Source organism: uncultured Parabacteroides sp., assembly GCF_905196875.1.
In the GTDB taxonomy this organism is placed as follows: Bacteria; Bacteroidota; Bacteroidia; order Bacteroidales; family Tannerellaceae; genus Parabacteroides.
In genome coordinates this window covers 1-11377 of sequence record NZ_CAJJWO010000109.1, presented here as the reverse complement: position 1 = coordinate 11377, position 11377 = coordinate 1, and the positions used below count along the sequence as shown (strand labels likewise).

Annotated in this window: 15 protein-coding genes; 5 read left to right on the top strand and 10 right to left on the bottom strand. The window is 46.9% G+C overall.

Features of this window, described 5'->3' with window-relative positions:
• Positions 1-66: 66 nt before the first annotated feature.
• The 5 genes from QZ076_RS21095 to QZ076_RS21075 form a co-directional block, all read right to left on the bottom strand.
• Entirely contained in the window at positions 67-516 is a 450-nt protein-coding gene (locus QZ076_RS21095) for a PepSY-like domain-containing protein (protein ID WP_293717087.1), read from the bottom strand.
• Positions 517-604: 88 nt separating this feature from the next.
• Complete coding sequence (locus QZ076_RS21090; RefSeq protein ID WP_293717086.1) at positions 605-1444, bottom strand: PepSY-like domain-containing protein; 840 nt, start codon at positions 1442-1444, stop codon at positions 605-607.
• Between the two features lie 23 nt (positions 1445-1467).
• Positions 1468-1908, bottom strand: coding sequence for a PepSY-like domain-containing protein (locus QZ076_RS21085; RefSeq protein WP_293717085.1), 441 nt, complete (start codon positions 1906-1908; stop codon positions 1468-1470).
• Between the two features lie 66 nt (positions 1909-1974).
• Positions 1975-3243, bottom strand: coding sequence for a HAMP domain-containing sensor histidine kinase (locus QZ076_RS21080; RefSeq protein WP_293717084.1), 1269 nt, complete (start codon positions 3241-3243; stop codon positions 1975-1977).
• A 3-nt stretch (positions 3244-3246) separates the two neighbouring features.
• Positions 3247-3927 carry a response regulator transcription factor gene (locus QZ076_RS21075; RefSeq protein WP_293717083.1) on the bottom strand — a complete coding sequence of 227 codons (681 nt, stop codon included), beginning with the start codon at positions 3925-3927 and terminating at the stop codon, positions 3247-3249.
• 97 nt (positions 3928-4024) lie between these two features.
• Between QZ076_RS21075 and QZ076_RS21070 the strand changes: the two genes are divergently transcribed.
• The 5 genes from QZ076_RS21070 (at position 4025) to QZ076_RS21050 (ending at position 7060) form a co-directional block, all read left to right on the top strand.
• Complete coding sequence (locus tag QZ076_RS21070) at positions 4025-4534, top strand: RNA polymerase sigma factor (RefSeq protein WP_293717088.1); 510 nt, start codon at positions 4025-4027, stop codon at positions 4532-4534.
• Positions 4531-5058, top strand: coding sequence for a hypothetical protein (locus QZ076_RS21065; protein ID WP_293717082.1), 528 nt, complete (start codon positions 4531-4533; stop codon positions 5056-5058). The genes QZ076_RS21070 and QZ076_RS21065 overlap by 4 nt, the downstream gene beginning before the upstream one ends.
• 12 nt (positions 5059-5070) lie before the next feature.
• Complete coding sequence (locus QZ076_RS21060; protein WP_293717081.1) at positions 5071-5544, top strand: hypothetical protein; 474 nt, start codon at positions 5071-5073, stop codon at positions 5542-5544.
• 20 nt (positions 5545-5564) lie between these two features.
• Entirely contained in the window at positions 5565-6452 is an 888-nt protein-coding gene (locus QZ076_RS21055) for an outer membrane beta-barrel protein (RefSeq protein ID WP_293717080.1), read from the top strand.
• 212 nt (positions 6453-6664) lie between these two features.
• Complete coding sequence (locus tag QZ076_RS21050; RefSeq protein ID WP_293717079.1) at positions 6665-7060, top strand: YkvA family protein; 396 nt, start codon at positions 6665-6667, stop codon at positions 7058-7060.
• Positions 7061-7149: 89 nt separating this feature from the next.
• On the opposite strand, the gene bioD is transcribed toward QZ076_RS21050, so the two are convergent.
• The 5 genes from bioD to bioA form a co-directional block, all read right to left on the bottom strand.
• Entirely contained in the window at positions 7150-7827 is a 678-nt protein-coding gene (gene bioD, locus QZ076_RS21045; protein ID WP_293717078.1) for a dethiobiotin synthase, read from the bottom strand.
• Between the two features lie 7 nt (positions 7828-7834).
• Complete coding sequence (gene bioC / locus QZ076_RS21040; RefSeq protein WP_293717077.1) at positions 7835-8581, bottom strand: malonyl-ACP O-methyltransferase BioC; 747 nt, start codon at positions 8579-8581, stop codon at positions 7835-7837.
• Entirely contained in the window at positions 8566-9207 is a 642-nt protein-coding gene (locus QZ076_RS21035; RefSeq protein WP_293717075.1) for a pimeloyl-ACP methyl esterase BioG family protein, read from the bottom strand. The genes bioC and QZ076_RS21035 overlap by 16 nt, the downstream gene beginning before the upstream one ends.
• The gene (locus QZ076_RS21030; protein ID WP_293717073.1) at positions 9204-10346 is read right to left on the bottom strand and encodes an 8-amino-7-oxononanoate synthase; all 1143 of its coding nucleotides are present in this window, start codon (positions 10344-10346) and stop codon (positions 9204-9206) included. Before QZ076_RS21030 ends, QZ076_RS21035 begins: the two co-directional genes overlap by 4 nt.
• A 20-nt stretch (positions 10347-10366) precedes the next feature.
• On the bottom strand, positions 10367-11377 hold a 1011-nt coding region (bioA, locus tag QZ076_RS21025; protein WP_293717071.1), incomplete at its 5' end, for an adenosylmethionine--8-amino-7-oxononanoate transaminase.

The window sequence follows — 11377 nt, the reverse complement described above, 5'->3', positions numbered from 1 at the left end:
CTTTGGCAAAACTCTGCCATGCCTTTGGCAAAACTCTGCCATGCCTTTGGCAAAATCGTAAGCTCGTTATTCTATGAGTTGTCCTTCCGAGTCGAAGGTCAGCTTCACTTCATTATTGTCCATCTTCAGTTCGAATACATAGAACATGCCTGCGGGCTTTTCTATGGCGTCTACTTCTTCAATTTTATACTGATTGTAAGCAGAACTGGCCAGTTCATCCATCACGACAACCGGAACATCTTCCGCACGGATATCCCATTTGGTATATATCCATTCGTTGTTTGTATTGAACAGGACTTCTTTGCGAATGCCTTTGTCTTGTATATCGACTTCCGGACCGCTCTTTTCCTTGTCAAATTCCAGTACGGTTGCGTCCGGATACTTTTGCGTGAGGATCTTTTGAATGGCCTGCGGTACTTCAACCGTATTCTTTACTTTCTTTTGATTATTGTTGCAACCAGTAAACAGCGAGAAGCAACATACGAGAACAGCTAAAACTGATAGTTTTCCTTTCATGACTTTTTACTTTAATAACAGTTTATTCTCGTAAGAAACAAGTTCGCTATGTGCAAAGTTCTTTTTTATATAGTTAAATATTTACGGATCAAGGGACGATTGTTCCTTCGGCACTGATGGTCAGGTCTATTTCCCGTTCGCCTTGTTCCAGTTCGAAGAGGTAGAAGATACCGGCCGGTTTCTCGATCAGGTCGATGTCGTCGATCTTATAATCTTTATATTCAGATGCTTTTAGTGCATTCATGACGATGGCAGGCACATCAGCTATTTTAACATCCCATTCTGTATAGATCCATTGGTTTTCAGAGTCGAAGTAGACATCTTTGTAGATATTATTGTGAAGGATATCGACTTCGAAGCCAATCTTCTCCTGATCGAATTCTACAATGGTTGCACCTGCATACATTTCGTTGATCGCATCGTTGATAGCTTGTGGAATAGTAACTGGCTGGAAGTTGTTATTGCCATTGTCAGAATCATTGACAACCTTTATGAGTGTTCCATCTTCTGCATAATACAGGTCGACTTCTTTTTCTCCCTGCTCAGCTTCTATTACATATACGGTGGCTGTGTTAGAGCGTTCGATTTTGTCATATTCCGTATATTTCCAGTCTGTATACTCGCTTTTTCTCAATGCTAAACGTATATTTTCCGGGAGCTGGCCGAAATCAATCTCAGTCTTTGTCATCAACCAGTTACCTTTATTGTCAAACCAGGCTTCGGTTTCATTGCCACTTAGATGGAAATCAGCTACTTCGTAACCGTTTTTTGTTTCCCATTCTACTTTTACGGCATTCGGAAATTTTTCATCGAATGCTTTGGTGACTGTCTGGTCAGGCTGGTAGTTGTTGTCGTCATCGTTGTCGCAGCTACTGAAAGTCAATAAACCGCACATTGCTAAAGCTAATACAGATAATTTTGTTTTCATATTTATTTCTTTTTGTTGTTTTATTAATCGAATTTCTTGAAGTTGCCGTTACGATCGAATTTGAGTTCCAGGTCGTTGTTTAGTTTAACCTCGTATTCGCGCGTATCTTTATCCACCGAGATTACCGTATTGTCGGGAAAGTTTTTCCTGATATAATCGGCTATTCTTTGGGGTAAAGCAGTCAGCGGGATAAAGCTGTGACGTGCTTCGATCTCTTTCCATTCGCCGGCCTTGTCGAACTCTACGTTTACTCCGTTTGTCAGGATCACATCGTATCCTTTCGTACCCAACAGATTACTTTCTATCTTGATGTGAGAAATGTCTGTCTGTCCGAAATTGGCAGAAAGGAAGTTGCGTGACACGGAAGGTAATACCGACTTGTCTCTTGTAATCTTTTCGTTATCAGCAAAAAGGGCCATTGTCGATAGTAACAAACTGACCAGAATTAATCCAAACTGTTTCATAATATCTTTCTTTTAATTTATACTGCAAAGAAAAGGGTACATTTAGGAAAGATTTGGGAAAAGAGGTCATCCGAATGTTAAAATAAATTGATGCAGGCCGTTATATTCATATTTTATATCTATTCCATAAATGGAGGTGATCGACTTAACGATAGCTAATCCCAATCCTGTCGAATCTTTCTTATGCGTTTGCTTTTCGAAACGATTGAATAAGGTCGCTTCATTCAGTCCGGTGCTTTCACTGCTGTTTGATATTGTCAGTGTCCGGTCGGTAATCGAAATGGCGATCGATCCGTTTTCTATATTATGTATAAAAGCATTCTTTAAAAGATTGCTGAGCAGGGTAGAGGCCAGCGACTCATTCATTGTATATATTAATGTATCGGTTTCTGAATAGGTGACATGTATATTCTTGTATTCATACATATCCTCGAAGTCCGGCAAATATTTATTGATCAGTTTATTGAAGTCTATCTCGGAAGTATCGGGAAACTGTTTGTTGTCGATACGCGAAAGAAGCAGCAAAGACTTGTTCATCTTGATGATACCCCGAAGCGTATGGTTGATTCCGGCTATTTCGGAGAGTTGCTCTTCCGTGCAATCGGGATTTTCGCTGAGCAGTTCCAGTTTATTCATGCAGATGGCAAGCGGGGTCTGTAATTCGTGGGAAGCATTCTCTACAAATTGTTTTTGCTGGTTATACATTTCCGTGCTCCGGTTTGTTGCCGTCTGGATGGCCTGGTTCAGTATTTTGAACTCTTCCACCTTGGTTTGGTTTACCAATGGAGTCTGTTGTTTTCCGGGCCGATATTCTTTCAACCATTTTACCAACGTATAAAGCGGTCGGAAACTGGACTTGAATACGAAATGCGATACCAGCAGGATGCAACATAAAAGGCTTACATATAGAATAATGATACTCAAAAAGATCGCTTCCGCCATATCCTCTTTTTCGAGGGTGGAGGTTTCGATCGTCAGTTCGTAATATTTCCGGTCGGCTGTCATGAACCAGGTGCGTAACACACGTACCGGTTCATCTTCCATCTCTATTTCGATGTAAGTTGTCGAATCGAAAAACTCGTCTTTATCCAGATCGGCTTCTGATTCGGGGACTTCGCGGATATAATACTTAGTCATTATATCCACATGGTCATGCAGGAGCGTGCTGTCGGCAAGTACTGTCTTAATGATGATCTCCTTGTAATTTTCAAGACTGTCGTTGGTCTCGTCGTCAATTTCATGCATGATGACGAAATAGAAACAACATGCCCAGGCCGTTAGAATGATCAACAGCGGGATGGACAGGTTGCGGAATGTATAATGGATCAGTTTCATCGGCTATTCTTCATTTACCATTTTATAGCCATAACCGTATACGGCCTTTATTTCCGGGACAGCCCCGGCTGACTTCAACTTCTTGCGCAGATTCTTTACCTGGCTGTAGATGAAGTCGAAACTATCCGCTTGGTCGATATAATCCCCCCAGATGGACTCGGCAAGTGCTCCTTTACTGATCAAGCGATCGGGATTGGTGACAAAATAATACAACAGGTCGAACTCTTTCCGGTTCAAAGCCAGTTCCTCTTCATTAATATATACGGCATGGCGATCCGGGTAGACGGTGATGTTGGACAGGTTGATATGCAGCTCGCCATCTTGTTGCTTACGGCGGATGATGCATTTGATACGCGCATTCAGTTCAGCCAGGTGGAACGGCTTCGTCAGGTAATCGTCCGCACCCAGGTCGAGGCCCGTCACTTTGTCTTCGATAGAGTCTTTGGCAGAGACGATGATGACACTGTCCTTCTTCCGCATCTTTTTTAGCTCTTCGAGCAGATCGAGCCCACTGCCACCCGGCAGCATGATGTCCAACACGATACAGTCGTAATCATAATCATTGATCTTCAATAATGCTTCGTTATAGTTGGCGGCACTTTCCACGACGTAACGTTCCTTCTCCAATGAGCGGATCATTATTTCACGTAAAGAATCTTCGTCTTCTACAATCAGAATTTTCATGAGCTATCTTGTTTATTTACAAAGTTATGCAATAATTCTGGCAAAAAACTGGAATATTGATGTTATGTTTTCTTTCCTTTGCCGTCATATAAACAGAATGGAACTTGAAACGTTTAAAATAACCGTACTGCCACTCCGGGAAAAGCTGATCAACTTTTCCCTGAAACTGACACAGGAGAGAGCCGACGCCGAAGATATCGTGCAGGAGGCTTTCCTGAAGCTCTGGTATATCCGCGAGAAGCTGGACGGTTATCATAGTGTGGAAGCCCTTGCGATGCAAGTCACCAAGAATCTGACGCTGGATAAACTGAGAGCACGCCGTCCGGAAGGCCCCGACATCGACACTTTGTCGATCGACTCGGGAAGCCGTTCACCGGCAGAGCTGTTGGAACAAAAGGATGCCGCCGCCCGTATCCGGGAACTGATTGCTGGGCTGCCCACCGTGCAGCAGACTATCATCCGGATGAAAGACGTGGAAGGCTACGAACTGGCAGAGATCGCGGAAATAACAGGGTCAGCCATTGAAGCCGTCCGCAGCAATCTTTCAAGGGCCAGGAAAAAGATACGGGAACAATTTTTACAGTTAAATAAACAGGAGCAGTTATGAATATAGAAGAGGTATTAAACCGGTATTTTGAAGGAGAAACTTCGGCAGCCGAGGAACGCGAACTCCGTCGTTTCTTTGCCGGGGCGAACGTTCCGGATCATCTGTCAGGCTACCGTCCGCTGTTCGCATACTTTGATGAGGAGATTGCAGCGCAGCACGATCCGGCAGAAGAGATATGGGCGGAGGTGACAGCTACGACACCGGCTGTGAAGCGTTTTGCGATGAGCCGGCGGTCGATCGTATATCTCCTGTCTACGGTGGCAGCATGTGTAGTGGCACTGCTGGGGATCAGCCAATTGTTGTATCCGACCGACCCCTGTTTCTGTTCGGATAATTATGTAGTGATAAACGGTCGGTGTTATACCGATATCCATAAGGTACGGTCTTCTGCTTTCGAGGCGTTGCATGAGGTGGCCACTCCTGCCGACGAATATTTTCCCGAGGAAGACAGTGATGAAGCCGACCGCCGGATTATTGATAACCAGTTAAAGGAACTCGGTTCCATATTTAGTGAAGACGAATAAAAACATGTAGCGATGAAACAGATAAGATACACATTACTCGTATTGCTGGCTGCCCTTTTCTTGTTCCCTTACGGAGCAGGGGCAACAGATGCAGAGGTTCTGCAAAAAGACCTGAAGATACAGGATGTTTTCCAGCGTTACGGCCGGAAGAAAAATGTAACGATGGTCGAACTTTCCAACGAGATGCTCGAAACCTACGGCATGACCCGGTATAAGAGCATCACGATCAAGAACGATCCCGACGCCCTGCGCTTCACCCGGCAGTGCCTGGAAGCCGACCAGAAGGGAGCCCGCAAGATTAAGGAAGTGACCGACGATGGAGGCGTTATCTCCGCTTACTACCAACTACCCGGTAAGGAGGCCGACATCAACCGCTTCGTCCTCTTCAAGGTCAGCTCCAAAGGAGTGATCACTCTGGTTTATATCGAAGGAGATCTGGACAGCGACGACCTGATCACGATTCTCTTCACCAAAAAAGATTTATAAACGAATAAAACAATACAAAGATGAAAAGATTATTACTGATCGTGGCAGCCTTTCTCCCTGTGATGGGCTTGCTGGCAGCCGAAGTCGGACCGATGCCAACCGATACAATCTTCCGGTTGGAAAAGAAGCGTATAGAAGTGAAGGATAACGGCGACCGGATGAAAGTCCGCATCTATGAAGAACAGGAGGACGGAACCGAGATAGACGACGAAATGGTATTCGAAGGACAATACCGTGACGGGCAGAGCTATGAGCGACGCAAACATATCAAGACGCTTAACATTCCCCTTCCTACCTGGGATCGTAACTTCTCCGCACACTGGGCGGGCTTCGGTATGGGCTTCAACAGTTTCACAGGGGACGATGTGTCCCTGCGCAAAGGGAACTCGCTTGAATACAATCTTAACTTTATGGAATTCAGCCTTCCCTTCTCCCGCTACAACTGGGCGGTAGTGACCGGTGCCGGCCTGCGCTGGAACCGTTACCGCATCGACGGGAATGTTCATTTTCAGGAGGTGGACGGTGTCACTCAGTTAGTTCCTGCCGCCGATGGCATCGCCTATAAGAAAAGCAAGCTGAATATGACTAGTGTCACCATCCCCGTCCTACTGGAGTGGCAGACCAAGAAGGTACGGCATCGCCCGCGTTTCTTTGTCTCCGGTGGCGTTGTTGCTGTAATCAAGACAACCTCTTCATCCAAAGTTGTTTATGAAGACGGAAGTGGAAAGACCAGGAAGCAGAAGATGGATGGCGGCATGAACCTGCGTCCCGTAACAATGGATCTTCTTTTCCAGGCGGGTGTCGGTTGTATGGGTGTTTACTGTAAATATTCTCCTATCGAAATGTTCGAGAACAACAAAGGCCCGGCACTCCATCCGGTTTCTTTCGGTTTGCAGATACACTTATAGCATAATTTTAATCTCTTTATTCTGATGATGTACTAACTTTGTGGCTCTTTCGGGAGCGGCTTCAGCTTTGGCGGGATTTTTGTTGTTAAGTTATTTTAGCCGTAGGTTTGAATGTCGACGTATTTCGGCTACTTGTATTCCGGCCTAAATTATTTATCTTTGCTAGCGGAGGGGCGGTTTATAAACTGCCTCTAAGATAAAAAAGAATGAGTATGAGTAGAAATGGGATTGAAGATGTGCCTTTCGAAGAGGTGCACGAAGTACAAAAGTACGGTACGTATTATTCGGATAACCGCTTTTGGAAAAAGATAGAACGAGTGGCGAAGAAGGTCGGCGCTACGGTGCTGCTGCCTGTTTTCACGCTCTATTATACATTGCAGGATGAGAAGGTGCCGGTGAAGCATAAGGCATATATTATCGGTGCACTCGGTTATTTTATCCTGCCGATAGACCTGATACCCGACGGGATTCTTCCGGTGATCGGTTTTACCGACGATATTGCCGTCATGACCTTGGTCATCAGTATGATCAAGGATAGCATCACCCCGGAAATCAAAGCCCGTGCCAATGATCGCGTGGTAGAGATTATGGGAACGGATAGGGTGTAAAAGCCTATAACAGCCTCTATATGGGCGGCTTGTGGCCGCCCATTATGTACGAGATTACTCGGCAAAGCCTCATAAATGCAATCCTGGTTTTACAGACTGGTCTGTTCTAGTTTTGCTGTTCCTGTTTCTTTTTCTTCTGAGAGGAGGAAGAGGTTCGTACCCGGCCATTCGCGGCGGAGATATTGACGCAGATAATCCAGGGTGTTGTCTTCTATCAACCGGTCGATCTGCGGATATAGATTATATATGACACTGTCCACCCTAATACCCTCCTGCCGACAGGCGTAGAGACTGAGTAGGGTATGGTTGATACTACCTAGTTTGCCGGAAGTGACCAGTACGAGTGGGTAATTTTGTTCCTTCACATAGTCGATCGTTAACGATTCGAAATCGTTCGGTACCATCAGTCCCCCTGCCCCTTCGAGAAGGACGTACTCATAACGTTCCAGTAATTCATTCGTCGCGCGGGTGATCGTGGAAAGTTCGATCCGGCGGTCATCGCGTTCGGCAGCCATGTGCGGCGAACAAGGGTAGGTGAAGATGTAAGGGCAGGTGAGGCCTGCACGATCTTCTTCGGTAAAGGGGATTCCCATCAGGCGGCGGTGCATTTCGATATCTTCCGAGACGTCGATGCATCCTGTCTGGATCATTTTCTGGGTGATGACTTTGTGCCCTTCGGCGGCAAGCTGGCGGGCAAGGATACCGGTGGCAAAGGTCTTGCCGACATTGGTGTCAATACCTGAGATAAAAAGTACTTTTCCTTTCATTTGTTATTCATTTTTTTACTGCCACGATGTAAAGTGGGCGGTATGTGAGTGTTACTTTATTGTCGGCGGTGCCGTACAGGGTGGTGTAGCGACGGCAGAAATCCGTTTGCTGTCCGCGTGTCCAGGAGCCGTCGCCGGTAGCGGTTACGCCGGTATTTTTCAGGTGGCGGAGTACATCCATCGGAGTGTCGAAGGTGAGGATGATGTCTTCCTCCCTGAGGTGAAGCAGGTGGTAGTCTGCCGCCAGCCATTCTGTTAGGTGGTCTGCCGTAGGATAATCGAGGCCTTTACCAGTGAGCTGACGGACTTCCTGTAGATTGCTGGGTGCAAAGGTATTGAACACCAGTGTGCCGGCGGGAGAGAGTTTCGCAGCCAGTCGGTGCAGGAACGTTTCCGGTTGCTGTACCCATTGGAAAGCGGAGGCTGAGACGATCAGGTCGAAACAACCCGGAAACTCGATATCTTCCGCATTCCCGGTGATAAAAAAGGGTGACTGACCGGAAAAAAGCCCGGCGATCTTTTCGCGGCAACCTTCACAAAGGTCGTTGAGATACCATTCGTCGATGATGCAACTTTCTTTCAACAAACGGGTGAAACCACCTGTCCCGCAGCCGATCTCGAGGACACGCTGGAAATGCATGGCAGTGTAACGGGAGAGCAGTCCGGTGAGCCGGCGGCTGATCTGCTGTTGTGCCACAGCCTGTCGGTCGTAACTGTCGAGGGCACGGGTGAAGCGCGTTATAATTCGTTCCATTGTTTCCATAGGTGAAAAGGGTAATGAGGTGAAGGAATTTGGGTGACGTTGCAGCGGCCGCTCCAGTAGGCGAGTTGGTTGGCTACGGGAAAGATTCGGTCATCGCTTCCGACGAGGGCGCGTGTCCAGGGGATAGAATTGCTGGCAGAGGGGGAACAGCGGTCGTAAATAGCTTGCAGTTCATCCCTGACTTCGTCCAATGGGCGGGCGGTAACAGTTTGATAGTGGGAATGTATCTCACGTGTGCCGCACATCCGGCGGTTGAAACGGTGGAGACCTTCGGTTGTCAGGTTGTCGAGCGTGCCTCGGAAAATGTCGATGGGGATACCGTATGCGTCATCGATCGGGCAGGGGGTTCCGTTGATGGCAGTGGCGGTAGCGAATATGTATTTGCCGCCTAAAGCGAGTTCCGCCATCCGTACGCCCATCGACCAGGCGACGAGGTGTATCTCATCGTATCGGGTAAGGTCTTCCTCAAATGCCATCTCCCTGTAATCGTAGCAGATCATAACGTCTGTTTCTTCCCTGGCCTCCAACCGGGTGAATAGTTCCGGAGATGCGGACCAGCCGGAGAAGAAGAGGAGAAGACGGGCGGCGTGATTATCTGTTTGTTTTATTATTTTCATATTGCATATTCATTTAACTGTTGTATGTCTTCGGTTGTTACATCTGCTGTCAACGAGAAACGTATCCGTGCCGTTCCTTTCGGTACTGTTGGGGGACGGACAGGGAGGCAGTAGAAGCCTTTGCGTTGCAACTCTTCTGCTTTGAGGATGCAATCTTTATTATCGCCTATTATATAAGGTATGATATGGCTTCCGCTGATTTCTCCACCTTTTCCTCTCAATGCATCTATTAAAAGGTGGCTTGTTATGGCTAATCGCTCGCGTTCTTCAGAAAACTCCGGAAGCCTTTCAAAGATAAATTGTGTCCAGGCGATCTGTGCAGGAGGCAATGCTGTGCTGAATATCAAAGGACGCATGCTGTTGATCAAGTATTCACGGATAACGCGGCTACAAATCACATAGGCTCCCATGGAGGCTAGTGCTTTACCGAAGGTACCGACGAGAAGGTCTATATCCTGTATACAATTTTGTTCTTCTGCAATTCCCAGCCCGTTTTTTCCTCGTACACCGATGGCGTGCGCTTCATCTACATAGAGGCAGACATCCGGATAACTTTTCTTCAGACTGACCAGACGGCGGAGGTCGGCTACATCGCCGTCCATGCTAAAGATGCTTTCTGTTACAATGAATATTTGTTCATACTGGCCGGTATTCTTTTGTAAAAGTGTTTCCAGTTGATCATAGTCATTGTGGCGATAACGTTGGAAGTGTGCGTTACTAAGCAGTATCCCGTCGATAATGCTGGCGTGAACAAGTTTGTCGGCAAGGATCAATGTTTGCTTATCGGCCAGTGCCGGAAGTATCCCGGTGTTTGCGTGATAGCCACTGTTGAATAACAGGGCGGCCTCGCGATCGAATCGCTCCGCCATAACCTGTTCGAGTTCGGTATAAATACGGAAGTTGCCGGTCAATAGACGGGAAGAGGAAGAGGAGAAAGGGTATTGCTTCTCTTGCCATTCCTCCAGAAATGCTTGCTGCAGGTCATGGCGTGAAGCCAGTCCCAGGTAATCGTTGGAGGAGAGGTTGAGCATTGTGAGACCGTCTTTTTCAACGAGATTCCCTCTATGGATAATCTCCGGCAGACGGCGCAGGTTGCCTGTATTTTCCAGTTCTTGTAATATCGAATTATAATCTTTCATTTATCAGTCTTATTTTATCGTTAAATAGTACCCGGAGTATCTTCGATACATTTTAGGACCCCTTTCGTCAACCGCGACAACTGCTCCGGCCTGATAACAAACGGTGGCATCAAATAAACCAGTCTGCCGAAAGGTCGTACCCAAATACCTTCCTCTACGAATCGTCGTTGAAGGACTGCCATATCGACCGGCTCCTTCATTTCAATTACCCCGATAGCTCCGAGTACGCGTACCTCCTTTACATTACTGTATGACCGGGCAGGAGCCAGTTCTTGCTGAAGCTGTGCCTCGATCGCTTTTACCTTCTCTTGCCAACCGCTTTCCAATAATAACGATACGGAAGCTGAGGCAATAGCACAAGCCAGTGGATTACCCATAAATGTCGGGCCATGCATGAAACAACCTGCATCACCGGAGCAAATCGTATCGGCTACCTGTTGGGTTGTCAGTGTAGCCGATAAGGTCAGATAGCCACCGGTCAATGCCTTACCTATACACATAATGTCGGGAACAACATTTGCATGTTCCCAGGCAAACAGTTTACCGGTACGACCGAATCCTGTCGCTATTTCATCAAAGATGAATAATACGTCGTATTGTTTGCAGAGTTCTTTTGCCCGGACCAGAAAGGCGGGAGAGTAAAAATACATTCCTCCGGCCCCCTGTACAATCGGCTCCAGTATTATAGCTGCAATATCACCGGCATGTTGTTCCAGCAGATCTGTCAAAGGCTGCATAGCTTTCTCGTCCCATTTTTCTCCGAACTTAACAGAAGGTTGAGGAATAAAATATTGTACCGGGAGGCTTCCCGAGAATATCCCGTGCATACCGGTTACCGGATCGCAGACCGACATCGCATGCCATGTATCACCATGATAACCGCTACGGATAGTCGCAAATCCATACTTCCCGCTCTTCCCTTGTGACTGCCAGTACTGGATGGCCATTTTCATCGCTACCTCGACGGCAACAGAGCCGCTGTCGGCGAAAAATATCTTCTCCAGTTCCGGAGGTAGAATGCCGAGTAGCTT

Coding starts and splice junctions, on each gene's coding strand:
- QZ076_RS21095 (WP_293717087.1), bottom strand. CDS start 516: ATGAAAGGAAAACTATCAGTTTTAGCTGTTCTCGTATGTTGCTTCTCG.
- QZ076_RS21090 (WP_293717086.1), bottom strand. CDS start 1,444: ATGAAAACAAAATTATCTGTATTAGCTTTAGCAATGTGCGGTTTATTG.
- QZ076_RS21085 (WP_293717085.1), bottom strand. CDS start 1,908: ATGAAACAGTTTGGATTAATTCTGGTCAGTTTGTTACTATCGACAATG.
- QZ076_RS21080 (WP_293717084.1), bottom strand. CDS start 3,243: ATGAAACTGATCCATTATACATTCCGCAACCTGTCCATCCCGCTGTTG.
- QZ076_RS21075 (WP_293717083.1), bottom strand. CDS start 3,927: ATGAAAATTCTGATTGTAGAAGACGAAGATTCTTTACGTGAAATAATG.
- QZ076_RS21070 (WP_293717088.1), top strand. CDS start 4,025: ATGGAACTTGAAACGTTTAAAATAACCGTACTGCCACTCCGGGAAAAG.
- QZ076_RS21065 (WP_293717082.1), top strand. CDS start 4,531: ATGAATATAGAAGAGGTATTAAACCGGTATTTTGAAGGAGAAACTTCG.
- QZ076_RS21060 (WP_293717081.1), top strand. CDS start 5,071: ATGAAACAGATAAGATACACATTACTCGTATTGCTGGCTGCCCTTTTC.
- QZ076_RS21055 (WP_293717080.1), top strand. CDS start 5,565: ATGAAAAGATTATTACTGATCGTGGCAGCCTTTCTCCCTGTGATGGGC.
- QZ076_RS21050 (WP_293717079.1), top strand. CDS start 6,665: ATGAGTAGAAATGGGATTGAAGATGTGCCTTTCGAAGAGGTGCACGAA.
- bioD (WP_293717078.1), bottom strand. CDS start 7,827: ATGAAAGGAAAAGTACTTTTTATCTCAGGTATTGACACCAATGTCGGC.
- bioC (WP_293717077.1), bottom strand. CDS start 8,581: ATGGAACGAATTATAACGCGCTTCACCCGTGCCCTCGACAGTTACGAC.
- QZ076_RS21035 (WP_293717075.1), bottom strand. CDS start 9,207: ATGAAAATAATAAAACAAACAGATAATCACGCCGCCCGTCTTCTCCTC.
- QZ076_RS21030 (WP_293717073.1), bottom strand. CDS start 10,346: ATGAAAGATTATAATTCGATATTACAAGAACTGGAAAATACAGGCAAC.